Origin of the sequence: Vibrio sp. 1F279 (genome assembly GCF_041439815.1) — a bacterium.
GTDB classification, from domain to species: Bacteria; Pseudomonadota; Gammaproteobacteria; order Enterobacterales; family Vibrionaceae; genus Vibrio; species Vibrio tasmaniensis_A.
This window is the reverse complement of record NZ_JBGOOU010000028.1, coordinates 62,402-78,593: the sequence shown is the minus strand read 5'-3', so window position 1 is coordinate 78,593 and position 16,192 is coordinate 62,402. Positions and strand designations below refer to the sequence as shown.

The following is a 16,192-nucleotide window of genomic DNA, read 5'->3' as shown; positions in this document are numbered from 1 at the left end:
TCGTTACGAGATACGCTACTTCCTAAATTGCTTTCGGGCGAAATCGACTTAGAAAACCTGCAAGTAGAACAAGCTAAAGCACTAGCAGAGTAACCTTTCGTCATTCCAGAAAGTGAGGGACGAACTTATCAGGAATCTCGTTTTTGGTGGTGATGAAAAGCGAGATCTCAGATACCTCGTCCCTCGGTTCTGAGATGACGAAGGCGAGGTTCTAAGCTGACGAAGGTGAAGTCCTAAGGTGACGAATCAAACACACCTCAGATGACAGAACAAAACTGATTTGCGCCAAAAACAAACTCAAATAACTCAATCTAGAAAACAACAAACAACGTCAAACAGCAGTAGGAAAAGGCGATGAGCTTAAAATTTACTGAAGCCAAACTCGAACAGGCCATTATTGAGCTATTAGGTGAGCAAGGCTACCCACACGTAGTGGGTGAACAAATAGCGCGTGAAGACAAAGAGCAAGTACTCATTGTCGATGACTTACGACGCTACCTTGCCAAGCAGTACCGAGGCGATGGTATAACCGAGAGCGAAATCGACACAATTGTCCGTATGATCTCAACGTTGCCTGCCAGTGATTTGTACCATAGCAATAAAACCTTCTGCCAATGGCTAACCAATGGCTTCTTGTTTAAGCGTGAAGATCGCTCAAAGAAAGACCTCTATATTGAGTTAATCGATACAAGACATTTGGTACAAGCCTTACGCCTTATGTTTGTGCCGTTGCTAGAGAATAAATCTAAACCAGACAACTCTGATAGAAAAGTTGCTGAAGGTAACGTTACGTACTTAGAAACAAATCGGTTAGAAGCGACTGACACCAATATCTATAAAATCGTTAACCAGCTAGAGATTGAAGGTGTCGATGAACAAGTTCGAATCCCTGATGGCATCCTTTATGTGAACGGCTTGCCGCTGGTGGTGTTTGAATTCAAAAGTGCCGTGCGAGAGAAAGACGCGACCATTTTTGATGCATGGAAGCAAATCTGTGTGCGTTATCGCCGTGATATTCCCAAGCTGTTCGTCTACAACGCGATGTGCATCATCAGTGATGGTGTGAACAACAAAATGGGTAACCTGTTTGCGCCGTATGAGTTCTTCTACGCATGGCGCAAAGTAACGGGCAACGAGTCTACCGAAAAAGAGGGTATTAACTCCCTCTACACCATGATTGCCGGGTTGTTTAACCAAACTAGATTACTTGATGTGGTGAAGAACTTTGTCTTCTTCCCTGATACTTCTAAGAAAGAGATAAAAATCTGTTGTCGTTACCCGCAGTACTACGCAGCGCGAAAGCTTTACTACAACATCGACAAAGAACGTAAGCCATACGGTAGTGGTAAAGGCGGTACTTACTTTGGTGCAACAGGGTGTGGTAAGAGCTTTACCATGCAGTTTCTATCTCGCCTATTGATGAAAAGCATCGATTTTGAAAGCCCGACCATTGTACTTATTACCGACCGTAATGATCTCGATGATCAGCTTTCTAAACAGTTCTGTAATGCCTCTGATTACATTGGTGATGAGATGGTGGTGCCAGTTAAAAGCCGTCAAGATTTAAGAGATAAGCTACAAGGCATCAAGAGTGGTGGTGTGTTCCTGACTACCATCCACAAGTTCACCGAAGACATCGAATTGCTTTCAGAGCGTACAAACATCATCTGTATTTCTGATGAAGCGCACCGTTCACAGGTCAACCTTGATAAGAAAGTGGTGATCAAGTATCAAGATGGTGTAGCCGTCGATGTGAAAGAGACATACGGCTTTGCTAAGTATCTACATGATTCTCTACCAAGCGCGACTTACGTTGGTTTCACTGGAACACCAATAGATGCCACCCTTGATGTATTCGGTCATGCAGTAGACAGCTACACCATGACAGAATCGGTTAATGATGAAATTACGGTTCGTATTGTTTATGAAGGCCGAGCAGCTAAAGTCATTCTTGATAACAGCAAGCTAGAAGAGGTCGAGAAATACTACCAAGCGTGCGCAGAAGCGGGCACCAATGAACATCAGATAGAAGAGAGTAAGAAAGCTTCTGCCAATATGAACGCGATTCTTGGCGACCCTGACCGTATTGAAGCTTTGGCGAAAGACTTTGTTGAACATTATGAAGGGCGAGTTAAAGAAGGTTCTACGATAAAGGGCAAGGCGATGTTTGTCTGTGCGAGTCGTGAAATCGCGTTTGATTTTTATAAGCAAGTCAAAATCTTAAAGCCAGAATGGTTCGAGGAAAAGCTATCAATTGATGGTGCTCTTTCTGAAGGTTCGGGGCTGACTGATAAAGAGAAAGAAGAGTTAAAGCCACTTGCGATGGTGCAAATGGTGATGACGCGCGGTAAAGACGATGACCCAGATCAGTACAGCCTGCTAGGGACAAAGGAATATCGAAAATCGCTCGACCAGCAGTTTAAGAGTCCTAAGTCGAATTTCAAAATAGCCATTGTAGTCGACATGTGGCTAACAGGTTTTGACGTTCCTGAATTGGATACGATCTACATCGATAAGCCGTTGCAGAAACACAACCTGATTCAAACTATCTCACGTGTTAACCGAAAGTTTGAAGGCAAGGGGAAAGGGCTGGTTGTCGATTACATTGGTATCAAGTCGCGAATGAATCAAGCCTTAGCGATGTATTCAAAGGCTGATGAGACTAACTTTGAAGATATTCGTTTTTCCGTTATTGAGGTGAAGAACCATCTCGATCTGTTAAGACAGATGTTCCACAAGTTCGATACGTCCGGTTATTACACAGGAGAGCCGTGTAAGCAGCTAGAGTGCCTTAATCAGTCGGCAGAATACATCCTTCAAACCAAGAAAGGCGAAACCCGATTCATGGCTTTAGTGGGCCGTATGAAGGCGGCTTATGATGTTTGCTGTGGTAGTGAATTGTTATCTCAGCAAGAGCGTGACCAAATTCACTTCTATATCGCAGTACGCTCTATTATCTTTAAGCTAACCAAAGGTGATGCACCAGACACGGCACAAATGAATAAGCGTGTTCGTGAGTTAGTGGCAGAAGCACTCCGTGCCGATGGGGTCGAAGAGATCTTTACCATTGGTGATGAACACGCCGAAGCTATCGATATTTTTGATGAAGACTACTTGGCTCGTATCAATAAGCTAAAGCTGCCTAACACCAAAATTCAGTTGCTTCAAAAGCTGCTAGAGAAGGCGATAAGTGACTTCAAAAAGGTCAACCAGCTACAAGGTATGAACTTCTCTAAGCGCTTCCAATCGCTGGTGGAGCAATACAACGAACGTCGTGAAAATGATGTGTTGAATGGTGAGGAGTTCGATACCTTCTCTCAAGAAATGACCGACATTATCTTTGATATCGTGAAAGAAATGGGCTCGTTTGAAGACCTAGGCATCGACCTAGAAGAGAAAGCGTTCCTCGATATCTTGAATCACATGCGCAAGAAATACGATTTCACTTACGACGATGACAAGATGCTCGAATTGGCGAAGGAAATGAAAACCACGGTAGACAATGTCGCCCAATATCCAGATTGGGCAGGGCGCGATGATATCAAAGCCAAGTTGAAAGTGGATTTAATCTTACTGCTACACAAATACGGCTTCCCACCAGTAGCGAACGATGATGTTTACAAAGGCGTGCTAGAGCAGGCTGAGAATTATAAGAAGAATGGGTGATAACTAGTCACCCACTAAGAATGGAGCATTTCTAGCTCTAAACGTTAATTTGGCAAGGATGTTTTATGTTTATAGAGTTTTTATTGAGCCTCGATCCAAACACAGTGTTAAAGATATCGTGTGGTATTTTGGTGGTAACATTTGGTATGGGATTTCGGCTGATATATCAGGAAAAGCCTTCTAACTTAGTTCGCCAATTTCCAAGCTATTTAACCACTGGTGGGGTGTTTTTTACCTTCTTAGGGATCGCGATAGGGTTACTTTCGTTTGACCCGAACGATCTAAACAATAGTATTGAAGGGGATCATTCATTTAAAGCTTGATAAAAACCGTAGTGTTGTCACAGCAAACCAAATGCATCAGGTATTAAAAGAAGGAAACAAAAATAATGACTCTAGCCAAAATGCGATTTTGTCTGAGTTAAAAAAAATGACAAGAGCGACTGAGCAAGGAAATAAAGAGAGTCAACAGAATTTCGACTTACTCAGCCAAGAATTACGCGACTTTTCCTCCTCTCTTTCACAGCAAACTTCTCAGCAAATTGCTGAGTCGTTAAATGAAGCGATTAAAGATTTTAACAAAGGGCTTGTTGGACAGTTTGGTTCAAATTTCCAAAGGCTCGATGATTCGGTTGTAAAGCTACTCGAATGGCAAAGTAACTATAAACAACAAGTGGCGCAACTGACGGATGCATTTGAGAGCGCTGTCGAGAGTGTAAGTGCGACAGAAGTAGCGCTAGAGAATATTGCATCACACACTCAAGTCATACCGAGTGCGATGAGCAACTTAGAGAATACGACGGATGTCTGGCAGAACCAATTGAATGAACTAGACGAGCGGATATCCGTATTTGCTGAAATGCGTCAACATGCACTTTCCGCTATACCTGATATTGAGGGGAAGATGGATGAATTGTGCAAAACAGTCAATAGCTCTTTAGACAAGGTGTGTACTAGCATGGAAAGTGGTGCTCGTTCAGCTTCTTCTACTTTGCAAAACAATGCGAAACAGCTTAGTAGTGATTTTTCAAATGTTTCTAATGAGATAAAGGGTGAAATTAACGATGCGCATAGGCAAGTAGCGACGATTAGTCACGAGTTCTCTTCAGCTGCTGAGTCGATTAAGAATACGCTAAAAGATTCGGTTGATGATCTAAATAGCCAGCTGAGTTCATTAGTTAAAGGTACAAAGAGTGATGTTAAGAACATTGGTGACACATTAGTACACGTTGACAAAGAACTTATGAAAAAGCATCGAGAACAGCTTTCCAAAAGTAGCGACTTTGCAAGTGAGCATCACGAGTTGTTAATTGAGCAAATCAAACAGTTAGTGGAGATGCAAACCAAATCTGCGTTAAAAGTGGGTGAGCACATCAATCAAAGTTTGCTTGATAACTCAAAGGAGTTTGAGCAAGGGATTCAGGATAAGCTGAGTCGAGTGTTGACGGATTTAGGTAGTGGTTTGGTTCAAATTACTCAGCAATTTTCTGAAAACTATCGCCAATATGAGCAAGAATTCACTCGTAAAAGTATTGAACATGAAGAGATGGTATAGCCATGCATCAAGATTTATTTAGTCCAGACGCAGAAAGTTCAGAATCGAGTCATTGGCTCTCGGTATCTGATCTAATGGCAGGTTTGATGGTGATCTTCTTGCTTATTAGTGTCGCCTTGATGAATCGTATTGATGTGGAAAAACGCGTGATAAAGGCAATGGACATAACTATTAGTGAAGCCCAAGTTCGTATTCACCAAGCTCTAGAAAAGGAATTCACGCAAGATTTCGATAAATGGCAAGTGGAGCTTGCGGCGGATAAATCGCTTAGTATTGATTTTTATGCTAAACCCTATCACTTTGTATCTTCAGAATCCGAATTATCTCCCGCGTTACTGAGTACTCTGAAAGTGTTCTTCCCTCGTTACATTAATGTGCTAGAGCAATACCAAGATGATATTCAAGCAATTCAGATTGAAGGACATACTTCTTCTTATTGGGAGGGTTTGAACTCATTTGAGGCATACAAACAGAATATGATGTTATCTCAGAATAGAGCGAGTGCTGTATTCGAAAAGGTAGTGAACTTTGACGGGATATTGGAGCAGCATGGCAGTTGGGTGATGAAAAAGCTCGCGGCATTAGGTTATGGGCCTGCTCAACTGCGTTTTCATGCAACTGGTAAAGAAGATTCAAGTCGTTCTCGAAGAGTGTCATTTAAGGTCATAACTAAATCGGAAATCAAAGCCAAAGAGATTTTGGAGAAGCTATAATGCTGGATTTGGATTTGAGAGAGTTTAGTGCCCTCGTTGAAGGAATTACTTCTTCACCGCCCAAAAAGTTAGTATCGATAAGCTTTGAGCCTGTCGATTATTCGAGAGTATTAGAAAACTATCAGCACGCGCGAGTGATCGGAGAATTTGATAAAGAGGTTTCCGTTTACAACGACTTATTTCATTACGATGGACATGGAGTAATTGTTTATATAAAGGAGAATGTTGATCTGGAACTTGTAACTAAAGACCCCTATACGCATGGAAAAAAATACCATTTAACTAATTGCTCTACAGTCCAAATCGAAAAAAAACAGAATCGATTTGGTCGATTTGTTGCGTTGCAATATACCAACGAGCTTATGCCAATTTCTGATAGTAAGGGGAAACAAGCTGAAGCCATGCTTTGCGTGTGTAAGTCGTGTATGAGGGAGTTAAAATTCAGACCTTATTTGTTAGCGAAAGGTGAGAGTGAAAAGGAACGTATTTGTCGCGAGTTTGATCTTGTTGAGTTTTTAAAAAAGCGTGATTGCTACTTTCCCGATGAATATCTACCGATAAGGCTCGCTGAATACAGTTCATTCTCTTATGCGGGGAATTGGCGCGAGATGAGCATTAGCTATAGAGCGAGCCAGCAATACTGCTGTGAGCAATGTAGAGTCTCTTTAGTAACGCGTAAAACGTTGCTGCATACCCATCATATCGATGGTGTGAAGTCGAATAATTCTGTTAGAAATCTGATGGCACTTTGCAAGGAGTGCCACAGTAAACAACCTAACCACGGCAATATAAAGCTTTCAGAGGAAGAGTTGTCTGACCTGAAAGAACTAAGGTGCGCAAGTACTTAGGCCTTTCTAGTTGGTTTTATAAGAGGGTTGATGCGGACTTTTTAGTGAGGAAGTGCAAACTCTATGAATGCAGTGCCTATTTCGGCGACGTGTATAAAAAACTGTTAAATCGAGCTTTATCGTTCAGAAAAGTTAAAATTGGTGATACTTGATTTTTATCAATGAGTATTTCAGCCTAAACAACCGCTTTAGCTGAAATACTTGAGTAGAGCTCTAACCTCGAATGATCATTTGTTCGCGCTCTGGACCTACTGATACCATCACGATTGGCACGCCCATCAACTCTTCGATACGCGTAACGTAATCTTGTGCTGCTTGAGGAAGGCTCTCAAACGTGCGGCAGCCAGTGATGTCTTCATCCCAGCCAGCCATATCTTCATATACAGGCTTTAGTTCAGCCGTTTGTGGCCAAATCGGGTTCTCAGTGTGCTCTCCTGAGTAAGCGGTACAGATCTTAAGTTCAGACAAACCAGACAGGCAGTCAATCTTAGTCAGTGCGATTTCCGTTGCAGCTTGCAGGTCAACACCGTTGCGAGTTGCTACCGCGTCGAAGTAACCCATATCACGTGGGCGGCCTGTTGTTGCGCCGTATTCGTTAGAGCTTTCGCGGAAGCTGTCTTGCTCTTCCATTGCAGTCACTAGCGTACCAGTACCTACAGATGAGCTGAACGATTTAGCAACAGCAATAACTTGCTCGGGGCGAAGGGCAGGTAAGCCACTACCGATACCCGCGTATGCAGCGGTTACATTTGAAGATGTCGTCCAAGGGTATTCACCGTAAACAAGGTCACGGCCTGCACCTAACTGAGCTTCGAACAGTAAGTTCGCGTCTTGCGATTGCAGTGCTTTAAGCGGCTCAGTTACGTTGCAAATGAATGGGCGCCAAGCTTTAGTCACTTCAAGTAACCATTCTGTCATTTCAGAAGCAGTCTGAGAGAAGTCACATTGTGGGTATAGCGCTTTAAGTTGAGGCATCTTCCAATCAAGTAAGAATTGAATGCGTTGCTCCAAAATTTCAGGTTGATTCAACCAGCCAACAAGAATGCCTTTCTTCATCACACGATCGCCGTAAGCGGGTGCAATACCTTGACGTGTTGAACCGTAAGCACCATCGCCTAAACGTTCTTCTTCAAGTGTGTCTTCAAGCGCGTGTAAAGGTAGACAAAGTGTCGCACGGTCTGAAATCGCCATTTTCACTTTGATGCCAGCTGCTTGTACTTCTGCAATTTCTTGAGTTAGCGCAGCAGGGCTGATCACCATGCCAGGGCCAAGAACTGCCGTACAATCAGGATTAAAAATACCACTAGGCAGTTGATGCAGTTTGAATGTACCGAAGTCGTTTACTACGGTATGGCCGGCATTGTTTCCGCCTTGAAAGCGAATGCTAGCAGAAGCTTGGTCTGCTAAAAAATCAACGATACGGCCTTTGCCTTCGTCACCCCAGTTTGCGCCCACAACAACGATAGATGGCATAATTTTTCTCCTGACTGATTGAGAAGTCATGGTAGGCCTATAAAGTGGATAAGAGAAATTAATTATCTTTATTATCTTGATAAGGATTTCATATATCCTTAAGGTCTTAACCTATAAGCAAGATCCCCTATTGCGTTCGTCCCTCACTGTAGGGAATGACGATGTGGGGGTATCCCTCGCTTTTGAGGATGATGTAAGTGACAAGAGAGAGGACATGATGCTGGATATCAATTTGTTGAAGACGTTTGTGACGCTAGCGGAATATAAGCATTTCGGAAAAGCTGCCAACGCACTCCATATGACACAACCCAATGTGAGTTTGCACCTAAAACAACTGGAACAACAAACACGCATTAAGTTGATAGAGCGAAGTCCGTTTCAACTGACTCAAGCAGGTGAAAGGCTGTTAGAGACAAGCCTAAGAACGTTACTCGAACTGCAGATTTGTCAGGCCGATCTCAATGCGATTAACGATCTCAAAATAGGGACGTTAACCATCGCTGTGAGTGACATCATTTCTCGATTCTTATTGATCCGTCCTTTTCAGAAGTTCAAAGCGCAGTATCCGGGTATTGACCTTACCTTGTTGAACACCACGTCATCTCAGGCATCGAGTTTAGTTAAAAACGCTCAGGCGGATCTTGGTTTTGTGATTGCCAAAGAGCAACACAACGAGTCGCTCTATTTTACTAAGCTTCAAGAGCTTTCATGGTGTGCGTTAGGCGATGGGCTCGACATGCAAGACTCTGATAGCAAGTTAGAAAACGAGTTTGAAAATCACGATGTAGATACGGAACTCACCTTGATTCTACTTGGCCACGATACGAGAACTCGCGACTTCATTGATGAAGGTTTACCAAGCCTTAATCTACCCAATCATAGAGTCATGGAAGTAGGGAGTGTTGACGCTCAAATCGACTGGGCAGAAGCTGGGTTTGGTGTCGCCATCATTCCTGAGTTTGCGATATCCACTAAGCAGCATTTGAAATCAAAAGTGACACCATTAACGAACTTCTCTAGTACGAGCCTTGGCTATATCGTGAGGCAGAACCAAGTCTTGTCTAAAGCGACCAAGCAGTTATTAGGTTGGGTGAATGATGAGATTACTCTGTTACAAAACAAATAAACGCCATCACTGACTTTGAGTTACCTGAGCCTGCCAAGTGTGGGCTTTTTGTGTTCTGTTAATCATCGTTTCTAGCATGTTAATTCGTAGGTGACTTCCCAAAATAAAAGGGTCGCTAATGAAGTGCTTGGTTGATACGGTATAATTCAATGATATGAAAGTTAATTTAGTACGCTAGTTTGGTAAATAGAACATGAAAAACACTGATTTTAGTCTGATCCCGTATTTTGTTGTCATGATGGAAGAGCTCTCTATCTCGAATACCGCGAAACGTTTTGGCGTTACTCAGCCCGCAATTAGTAAGGCGCTTAACCGACTAAAAGAAACCTATGATGACCCGTTGTTTGTAAAAACAAAGGAAGGCTATAGACCGAGCAGTTTTTGTTATGACATCTACCCTCAGATAAAACAGGCCTACGATGCCTTTGAATCGACTTTCCCGAGTAAGCGAAAGTTCGACCCAACAAAAATTGAAAGGTCGTTTAATGTCGCTTGTATTAGTGGTGCAACTTATTCATTGATGAAGCGTGTATCCGATATTCTCTATGCGGAAACACCAGATATCGGTCTTCATATTGACCCTTACTATACCGCAGACATCGTTCTAGACCTTCGCCAACACCGATATGATTTGTGTATAGTCCATACGCCTATCAACGATCCGGCAATGGAATGTATTCAGCTCTCTAACGAACCTATGGTGGTTGCTTATGATAAAAACCACCCTAGATTAGGGAACGAGATTACGTTGGAAGAATACCTTGAAGAGAAGCATGTTCTTCATAGTATGTGGGATACAAAAGAATCGCCGTTAACCAAAACCAGTAAGTATGCGAAAAGTAGAAAGGTTGCACGAAAGGCGCCTGGCCCATTTGAAATGCTTGATATGGTAAGAGGGACGGATTGGCTTTGTATTAGTCAGAAATCGATACTTGAAAGGTATGGCTTGCTGGATGATTTTAAGCTGTCGCCTTTACCGTTTGAATCGGATCTTGGTACTGAATATCTGGTGTGGCACAAGAGTCGTAATGCAGATATGGCGCATTCATGGTTTAGAAAAAAGATTGTTGATGCCTCACAAAAAAAGCCCCAGTGGGGCTTTAATTAGTCAGTTATCTTTAATGGTCGTTAGCCGGGTTATCTAGCTGTTGCTCCGCTGTTTAACCCTTGCTCCGCTATTTGGCGTTTTGTGCTTGCATTTGCTGAATTAGCTTTTGCATTTTTAGCGTGTTGTAATTGATCTCTGCGGCACTGAAGCCTTGGCCTTGTTGCATTGGGTAATCGTTTAGAGAGCCCATGAACTTAATCACTTCTTGAGACATTGGTACGAATAACCACATGTTGTCTACCATCCAACGAGTGTACATACCAGATTCTTTCGCTGCGGTTTCAAACGGGTCCATACGTAGGTTCGTAATTGAAGCCCAAGCTGGAGCTTGACGGATAGCCGATTGCATTGTGCCTTCCATCATAGCGAAGCTTGCTTTCCAATCGTTCCAACGAAGCGCATTGAAGTCACCGTTTGCAGAGAAGTAAAAGATAGTTTCACGGGGTGACTTTTCAGCCTCTCCTTCAAAATATGGTATAAAGTTTGAGCCATCTAAGTGAACACGCCAATCTTTATTATTTAGAGAAACACCTTCTTTAAGGTCTTCAACGATAGAGTCATTACCGGCAGCAGCAGCTAGTGTAGGTAACCAGTCTTCTTGAGACATTAGCGCATTAACCGCAGAGCCAGGTTCGATTACACCAGGCCATTTCACGATTTGTGGAACACGCATGCCGCCTTCGTAAGTTGTGCCTTTTTCACCGTGGAAAGGAGATGTACCACCGTCAGGCCATGTGAACTTCTCTGCACCGTTATCAGTAGAAAGGATAACAATAGTGTTGTCAGCAACCTCTAAGCGTTCAAGAGTATCAAGCAACGCGCCGACGTTGTCGTCTAATTGAGCCATACCATCAGCGTAGATGCCTTGACCCGAAATACCGCTGTAATGTTCGTTCAGACGAGTCCAAACGTGCATGCGAGTCGAGTTGTACCAGATAAAGAACGGCTTATCTTCTTTTACAGATTTCTCCATGAACGTGATAGCGGCTTCGGTAAAGTCCTCATCGATGTTCTCCATACGAGCGCGAGTCAGTGGACCCGTATCTTCGATTTTGCCATCAGAGGTTGCTTTGATAACGCCGCGAGGCCCGTAGTTCTTTCTGAATTCTGGGTCTTTAGGATAAAAGTAGGTTTCAGGCTCTTCTTCCGCGTTTAAGTGGTAAAGGTTACCAAAGAACTCATCAAAACCATGGTTTGTAGGAAGGTGTTTGTCTTGATCGCCTAAGTGATTTTTACCGAATTGTGCCGTTGCGTAACCTTCTTCTTTAAGAGCATCACCAATGGTAGGAGCCCAGTCAGGAATCCCGTGTGCAGAACCTGGCATACCGATAGTAAGTAGGCCGGTACGGAATGGGTGTTGACCCGTCACGAACGAAGCACGGCCAGCCGTACAAGATTGTTGTGCGTACATATCCGTAAAAATAGCACCCTCATTAGCAATACGATCGATGTTCGGCGTTTCATAGCCCATCATTCCACGGTTGTATGCGCTAGTGTTGTAGTAACCAAGATCATCTGCCCAGATAGCAAGAATGTTCGGTTGGTCTGCCGCAGCGACGCCTTGAGCAACGCTGAGTGCGCTCATTGCTAACACGGTTTTGGTTAATTTAGTCAAGGTAATGTCCTTTCTTTAGTTTCTATTTGTTTAGAAAGAAAATACCAATTTTGTATTAACTCAGAGGACTACTGGGTATGAATTCTAGTTACTTAGAAGAATAGTGGAGCCGTGATTAGGGCTAGTGTTTTACTCAAAATCAGAGACCTGCCCAGAGTTTATTTCTTGATTAAGTGAGCCTTATTCATTTTCGTCCCATTTCGAAAATCAAATTCGCCGTTGACAAAGTTTGATGATCAAACTAAATTTCAACCAATTGCTTTGATTGTCAAATTACTTGTCAATCAAAGGGCTTTTATTAACAACGATCATCTAACCGCAAACATCAGCTAAGGACGCCATTTTGAGTTTTCCAACACGTCACCAACACAACTTTTCTTCACATAACAGCCAAGGTGAGAAACGCACGTTCTATGTCCTGTTATTGACCGTCGTTACCATGGTTGTCGAAATCGTTGCGGGTACCATTTATGGTTCAATGGCATTGCTTGCCGATGGTTGGCACATGGGAACGCATGCTGCAGCGTTTGGTATCACCTTATTTGCATACCGATATGCGAAGAAACATGCCGAGAGTGAACGTTTCTCGTTTGGTACTGGCAAAGTCAGCGTGTTAGGGGGCTACACCAGCGCGATTGCATTGGGTATTGTGTCGTTATTGATGCTGGTGGAATCAGTGCATCGTTTATTTAACCCACAAGCGATTCAGTTCAATGAAGCGATCATCGTTGCCTGTATTGGTTTAACTGTGAATGTGGTGAGTATGTTTTTACTCGGCGATCACCATCATGATCACGGACACGAGCATGGCCACGATCATAGTAACAATCATAGTAAGAATCACGGTCATTCACATAGCCATGATCACGACAGCGACCATAATCATAAGCATGGTGAGCACCATCATGACCATAACCTACGCGCAGCCTACATGCATGTGTTGGCGGATACGTTGACTTCACTGTTGGCCATTGTTGCGCTGCTGTTTGGTAAGTTTTACGGTTGGAACTGGTTAGATGCAGCAATGGGAATGGTTGGCGCATTTGTGATTGCTAAGTGGACGATGAACCTTATGAAACAAACCAGTCCAATCCTGCTTGATGAGAATATCCACCAAGATTATCGCGACTCAGTGACCGAAACCTTAACGCCTTATGCGTCGGTCACCGATTTCCATATGTGGAAGGTGAGTGGGCATCACTATTCAGCAGCAATTACTCTCGAATCAAACAGTGATAAAACCGTGTCTGAATATAAACAAATGCTCTCCAAGTTTGATAAGATTAATCATCTTACTCTTGAAGTGCATTCAAACGACCATGCGAAATATAGAACAGCTTAACCAAATACTGACTGAGTTCTACGATAAAATGTCTTCGTGGGAGCAGTCTGTTGTCAAAGAGACGGGTTACTCCCTGGCTCAAGTACACACTATTGAAGTACTTGGTATGCATGGCGCGTTAAGAATGAAAGAGCTCGCTGAAAAGCTGGGCATCACCACGGGTACATTGACCGTTCAAATCGAAAAGCTGGTTAAAGCCGAATTGATTGAACGCCATGAACACCCAACGGATCGTCGTGCAATCGTGGTTGCTCTAACTGATGAGGGGCAGAAGATTCATGTTCACCACAATCAGCTTCACTTGAACCTAGTTAATGAATTAACGCAAGACATCGAAGAAGATGAGAAAGTGGTATTACTGAAGTGCCTATCTAAGATGGTAAAAGCGTTTTAGTCAGCCTTAAGTTCGAACCCTAGCTTATTAGCTGAAAAGCGATTGATTAAGAAATCTAAAAATGGGCCCGACTCGAATTGAGTAGGTTCATTTTTTCGCCGTTTTCTCTCGACTATACAATCACTAATCGATGGACTCACCGTTTCAAAAACAAGTCAAAACCTCCCAATATTGCTCTTCGTTCTTGCTCCGCTGATGAGCAAAAAAAATGTCATTCACAGCCGTCAGATCAATAATTGCCCAAACTGTTTTAATTCAAAGCCTTAATAGCAAGGCGTTCAGCTATTTATACCCCGTCAAATATCTGTCTCTCAGTTTTATAATTCTATTAATGTACATGTAGCGAAAATGTGTTATTGATTAATCTGTCGTTAATGGGTTGGGTCTTCTTTGTTTGAATGTATTGATGATGTCACTACTGGCGGGCAGGGCCGCTGCAAAAACTCAACCCCATTACTGATAAAAAATCATAACAATAACTCGATCGCACTAGCCGTATATCCATGCTTTGATGCGATCAATTAGATACTTATAGTTAATTTAGTAAAGACGAGCCATGTATATGAATATAAAGAAAAAGCTCTATTCGTTGGGGGTGTTCTCCATCTTCGGCATGATTTCATTGTTGTTTACCACATCTCAATTTGCGGACACCACCGCTAAAATGAGCGAAGCCAAACAAATTACCAAAGAACTTGAAGTGCGACTGCTCAACCTTCGTCGTAACGAGAAAGATTTCTTACTTCGCAGTGATCTGAAATACCTCGACAAGTTCGACGTAAATTACAAAAAATTCTTAGCGTCTGAATCTGAGCTTAATGCTGTGCTGAATGATCTGGGTTTGGCCAACAGTACGCATTTGCGTGAAGATATCGAAACGTACCACACAAGCTTTGTTAACCTTGTTAAAGCCAGCCAAGTGTATGGACTAGCACGAGACAAAGGATTGTTAGGGGAATTTCATGCTGTACTCGATAACATCAGTGCCACCGCGAGTGCTGAACAAAAAATTGAGCTGTATCTCTTCAATGATCTGATCGAGAAGGGTGAGTTCGACCCAAGTGTTCTGTCTATTACTTCTAATGCGGGTGGCTCAGCTGCTTTGATAGAAGCAGCTCGTCAAGTCGTAGATCAGAAACGAGTGATAGGGTTAAAACATAACGAAGGGTTACTAGGGCAAGCGCGCACAGGTTCGCACGTTATCGAGACTCAATTCAAAGAATTCTCGGCCGTGTTAGATCAACAGGCACAGCAAGAGATGGATAAACTATCGCTGATCAACAACACACTTTGCGTCACACTGTTAGTGGCGATCATTCTATTCAGCTGGTTAATCGTACATTCAATCATCGGTAAGATTGAATCTCTACTTACTGTGATCCGTAATATTGTCGACTCGAACGACGTGTCTATTCGTGCGACGGAGAATGGCAAAGACGAACTCGGTAAGCTAGGCGAATACTTCAATCAACTGCTAGATCAGCTTGAAGGGTTGATAGCAACGTCTCAATCTAAGTCGCATCAGTTGACACAAAGTACGTCGAGCATGCATGACGAGCTTGAATCGGTCATCAAACAGTTTGAAGTTCAAGCAAATCACACCTCAACAATGACAACTTCAGTGCAAGAGATGGTACTGACTATTGGGGAAATATCAGAAAGTACATCGGTTGCCGCTGAAGGCGTTCATCAAGCGAAAGTGAATGCCGACAAAGGTCGTGAAGTGGTGGTTGATACCATCAATAACATTACCCAGTTGTCTGAACGCCTTTCAAGTAGCCAAGATTCGATTAGTTCTTTGAATCACCATGTCGATCAAATTGGTAGTGCCGTTAACATTATCCAAGGTATTGCGGAACAGACTAATTTATTGGCATTAAACGCAGCCATTGAAGCCGCTCGTGCTGGTGAGCAAGGTCGTGGCTTTGCCGTTGTTGCGGATGAAGTCCGAGCGTTAGCAAGCAGAACGCACCAATCAACCACTGAAATCACCAGTGTAGTCACTGCAATCCAGAGCCAAATGAATGCTTCTATGACAGAGATTGGCGAGTGTAACCAACAAGGCCAGCTGACACTTAAAGATTCAGAAGAACTGGATGCAAGCTTGCAACTGATTTTGAGTGATATGGAAAGCATTCAAGGCAACTCAGAACGTATTGCTTCAGCGATTGAAGAGCAGGGTGCCGTAATGACACAAGTGAGTGACTCAATTACTGAGTTGAATACCATCTCGAATGATAACAACGCTTCGGCGCAGCATTGCTTGGTCGAAGTGGATAAAGTAGCTGAGCAAGCGAACGATATGGATCAAGCGGTAGCGCAGTTCAAGACGTCATAAGATTTCTAGAGTAAG

12 protein-coding genes are annotated in these 16,192 nt (G+C 43.0%); 10 read left to right on the top strand and 2 right to left on the bottom strand.

Translation table 11 applies throughout. The features are described from left to right. The first annotated feature begins 354 nt into the window (after nt 1-354). The 5 genes from ACED60_RS18675 (at nt 355) to ACED60_RS18655 (ending at nt 6,781) form a co-directional block, all read left to right on the top strand. Entirely contained in the window at nt 355-3,666 is a 3,312-nt protein-coding gene (locus ACED60_RS18675) for a type I restriction endonuclease subunit R (protein ID WP_371728178.1), read from the top strand. A gap of 65 nt (nt 3,667-3,731) precedes the next feature. Continuing rightward, nucleotides 3,732-3,989 (top strand): hypothetical protein, encoded by a 258-nt coding sequence (locus tag ACED60_RS18670; protein WP_371728177.1) that lies wholly within the window; start codon nt 3,732-3,734, stop codon nt 3,987-3,989. A gap of 31 nt (nt 3,990-4,020) precedes the next feature. Then, nucleotides 4,021-5,220, top strand: a complete 1,200-nt coding sequence (locus ACED60_RS18665) for a hypothetical protein (protein WP_371728176.1) — start codon at nt 4,021-4,023, stop codon at nt 5,218-5,220. A gap of 2 nt (nt 5,221-5,222) precedes the next feature. Then, a complete protein-coding gene (locus ACED60_RS18660) occupies nt 5,223-5,933 on the top strand; it encodes an OmpA family protein (protein WP_009846879.1) in 711 nt (236 codons plus the stop codon). Further along, on the top strand, nt 5,933-6,781 hold the full coding sequence (locus ACED60_RS18655; protein ID WP_371728175.1) for an HNH endonuclease: 849 nt from the start codon (nt 5,933-5,935) through the stop codon (nt 6,779-6,781). Before ACED60_RS18660 ends, ACED60_RS18655 begins: the two co-directional genes overlap by 1 nt. 213 nt (nt 6,782-6,994) lie before the next feature. Here the strand turns inward: ACED60_RS18655 and ACED60_RS18650 are convergent, their stop codons facing one another. Then, nucleotides 6,995-8,254 (bottom strand): adenylosuccinate synthase, encoded by a 1,260-nt coding sequence (locus ACED60_RS18650; RefSeq protein ID WP_371728174.1) that lies wholly within the window; start codon nt 8,252-8,254, stop codon nt 6,995-6,997. 214 nt (nt 8,255-8,468) lie between these two features. On the opposite strand from ACED60_RS18650, the gene ACED60_RS18645 reads away from it, so the two are divergent. Beyond that, complete coding sequence (locus tag ACED60_RS18645) at nt 8,469-9,380, top strand: LysR family transcriptional regulator (RefSeq protein WP_032555212.1); 912 nt, start codon at nt 8,469-8,471, stop codon at nt 9,378-9,380. A gap of 193 nt (nt 9,381-9,573) precedes the next feature. Beyond that, the gene (locus ACED60_RS18640; protein WP_009846875.1) at nt 9,574-10,488 is read left to right on the top strand and encodes a LysR family transcriptional regulator; all 915 of its coding nucleotides are present in this window, start codon (nt 9,574-9,576) and stop codon (nt 10,486-10,488) included. A 67-nt stretch (nt 10,489-10,555) separates the two neighbouring features. Here ACED60_RS18640 and ACED60_RS18635 read toward each other — a convergent pair whose 3' ends face one another. Continuing rightward, entirely contained in the window at nt 10,556-12,073 is a 1,518-nt protein-coding gene (locus ACED60_RS18635; RefSeq protein WP_371728183.1) for an arylsulfatase, read from the bottom strand. A gap of 373 nt (nt 12,074-12,446) precedes the next feature. On the opposite strand from ACED60_RS18635, the gene dmeF reads away from it, so the two are divergent. From dmeF to ACED60_RS18620, 3 genes are all read left to right on the top strand, one after another. Further along, nucleotides 12,447-13,445, top strand: a complete 999-nt coding sequence (gene dmeF, locus ACED60_RS18630; RefSeq protein WP_012604071.1) for a CDF family Co(II)/Ni(II) efflux transporter DmeF — start codon at nt 12,447-12,449, stop codon at nt 13,443-13,445. After that, the gene (locus tag ACED60_RS18625) at nt 13,423-13,839 is read left to right on the top strand and encodes a MarR family winged helix-turn-helix transcriptional regulator (protein ID WP_017099853.1); all 417 of its coding nucleotides are present in this window, start codon (nt 13,423-13,425) and stop codon (nt 13,837-13,839) included. The genes dmeF and ACED60_RS18625 overlap by 23 nt, the downstream gene beginning before the upstream one ends. 613 nt (nt 13,840-14,452) lie before the next feature. Continuing rightward, nucleotides 14,453-16,177 (top strand): methyl-accepting chemotaxis protein, encoded by a 1,725-nt coding sequence (locus tag ACED60_RS18620; protein ID WP_371728182.1) that lies wholly within the window; start codon nt 14,453-14,455, stop codon nt 16,175-16,177. The last annotated feature ends 15 nt before the right edge of the window (nt 16,178-16,192 follow it).

Coding starts and splice junctions, on each gene's coding strand:
- ACED60_RS18675 (WP_371728178.1), top strand. CDS start 355: ATGAGCTTAAAATTTACTGAAGCCAAACTCGAACAGGCCATTATTGAG.
- ACED60_RS18655 (WP_371728175.1), top strand. CDS start 5,933: ATGCTGGATTTGGATTTGAGAGAGTTTAGTGCCCTCGTTGAAGGAATT.
- ACED60_RS18645 (WP_032555212.1), top strand. CDS start 8,469: ATGATGCTGGATATCAATTTGTTGAAGACGTTTGTGACGCTAGCGGAA.
- ACED60_RS18670 (WP_371728177.1), top strand. CDS start 3,732: ATGTTTATAGAGTTTTTATTGAGCCTCGATCCAAACACAGTGTTAAAG.
- ACED60_RS18660 (WP_009846879.1), top strand. CDS start 5,223: ATGCATCAAGATTTATTTAGTCCAGACGCAGAAAGTTCAGAATCGAGT.
- ACED60_RS18650 (WP_371728174.1), bottom strand. CDS start 8,254: ATGCCATCTATCGTTGTTGTGGGCGCAAACTGGGGTGACGAAGGCAAA.
- ACED60_RS18620 (WP_371728182.1), top strand. CDS start 14,453: ATGATTTCATTGTTGTTTACCACATCTCAATTTGCGGACACCACCGCT.
- ACED60_RS18635 (WP_371728183.1), bottom strand. CDS start 12,073: ATGAGCGCACTCAGCGTTGCTCAAGGCGTCGCTGCGGCAGACCAACCG.
- ACED60_RS18625 (WP_017099853.1), top strand. CDS start 13,423: ATGCGAAATATAGAACAGCTTAACCAAATACTGACTGAGTTCTACGAT.
- ACED60_RS18665 (WP_371728176.1), top strand. CDS start 4,021: ATGCATCAGGTATTAAAAGAAGGAAACAAAAATAATGACTCTAGCCAA.
- ACED60_RS18640 (WP_009846875.1), top strand. CDS start 9,574: ATGAAAAACACTGATTTTAGTCTGATCCCGTATTTTGTTGTCATGATG.